This window comes from Streptomyces sp. PT12, from assembly GCF_003311645.1.
Classification (GTDB): Bacteria; Actinomycetota; Actinomycetes; order Streptomycetales; family Streptomycetaceae; genus Streptomyces.
Map to the genome: position 1 here is coordinate 1 of NZ_QEST01000049.1, position 1,548 is coordinate 1,548.

A 1,548-nucleotide genomic window follows, 5' to 3' on the forward strand; every position below is an offset into this window, starting at 1 on the left:
CCGTTGGGCGAATCCCCCGCGCTCGCCGCCCCGGTCGGGCGGCTGCTGGCCGCCGTAGCCCACACAAAGGACCACACGCTCAACGCCGACCAGCGGCACGCCGCCCACGACGCCGCCCGCGCCACCGTCGCACACCTGCGGAAGGCCGCCCGACAAGCGAGCCACGCCGCCCGGGAGCCACGGTGAACGGCGCGATCGACCTCTCCCTCCGCGCCCCCGACCGAGGCAACGACCAGCCCGTCAACGGCCGCTGCCGGCTCGGCTGCGACCCCGGGACCCTTCAGCCCGTGGTCTGGATCGAACCCGTCTCCATCGGCCCCGCTCCGGAGCCTCGCGCCAAACCGGCCACCCCTGCCGCGCCGTACGCCACCCGCCCCAGCCACGTCAACGGCCGTAGGAGGACCCTGTCAGCGACGAGGCGCTGACAGGGTTTTCCCGTGGCCGCCCGCGGGGCGCTTCGTCATGCGCGCGTCGAGGATTCCGGATCGTCCGGCTGATGGCCGTACTTCGACACAGTGGCCTTGGACGTCGAGGCGTCCTGGAATAGCAGAGTCCAGGGTCCGGAGTTGATGTCGAACTCCCTGCCGAACCCGATCCACTTCCCGTTCATCCGCCGCCCGGTCGGGTCCACGAGCATCTGTATGGCTCCGTGGTACCGGGCGCCACGGTAATACCCCGTGACCGCCGTCTGCTCAGCCCATGTCCCGGTGACGATGTGACCGTCGACCTCAAGATCGATGGTGAGAAGCGAGTCGGCGCTTCCGGGCACGCTGCGCACGGTCAGCCGATTGCCGTGCTGGAGCACTACTACGTAGTGGAGGCCAACCCGCTTCTCCGACCGTCCCGAGCTGTAGTACTCGTATCGCGACAGCCAGATTCCGGAGAAGGCGCGCGGCCTGCTGCTGCTCACCGCTGCCGGTGTCGGTTGGTCGGGACGTGGAGGCGGTACGGGCTCTATATCGTGGCCGCCGTGCCCGTCTTCGCTGACGCGGGCGACAACGGTAAAACCGAGCTGGTCGATCGGTGTTCGTGTCACCCGTTCCAGCGCGCGGGCGTGCTGAGGGCGAGGACGTGTGGTCTCGCCAGCCTCCCATCGCTGCACCAGACGCTTGGATGCGCTGGTGAGGCCCTCGTCTCGTAGAGCCCTTGCCAGGTCGTCCTGGCTCATGAGGAGGCCCACGCGCACTGCTCTCAGGGCCCTGTTGGGTGTGGCGCTCATGGGCTCACAGTAGTCGGGACCGCTCTTCAATGACACCGAAATGACGCCTCGACCGTCGCCGCGCAATGTGCATCGACCGACCACTCTATGTAGTGCCCCGCAGCCGATGGAAGGCTCGGGGCCGGTCGACGCTGCAAGGAGCGCAGACATGAAACAGGCTACCCATGGGCGTGCAGACGCTATGGGGGCGCCGCCCCCACAGCCGCGAGACGAGCATCTGCCGCCCGCGCCGCCGCCGTTGGACGAGGACTCGTCGGTCACGGTGATCGTGGGACGGGAATGCCCCCCGGCGACGCCGCTTGATCTGTGTCCTGGCTGCCCGGAACGGG

At 68.9% G+C, this 1,548-nt stretch carries 2 protein-coding genes; one reads left to right on the top strand and one right to left on the bottom strand.

The features are described from left to right. Positions 1–186 (top strand): hypothetical protein (locus tag DEH69_RS31275; protein ID WP_181727258.1); only part of this gene is annotated, 186 nt, incomplete at its 5' end. Positions 187–460: 274 nt separating this feature from the next. Here DEH69_RS31275 and DEH69_RS05110 read toward each other — a convergent pair. Beyond that, positions 461–1,219 carry a helix-turn-helix transcriptional regulator gene (locus DEH69_RS05110; protein WP_113685682.1) on the bottom strand — a complete coding sequence of 253 codons (759 nt, stop codon included), beginning with the start codon at positions 1,217–1,219 and terminating at the stop codon, positions 461–463. Positions 1,220–1,548: the final 329 nt, after the last annotated feature.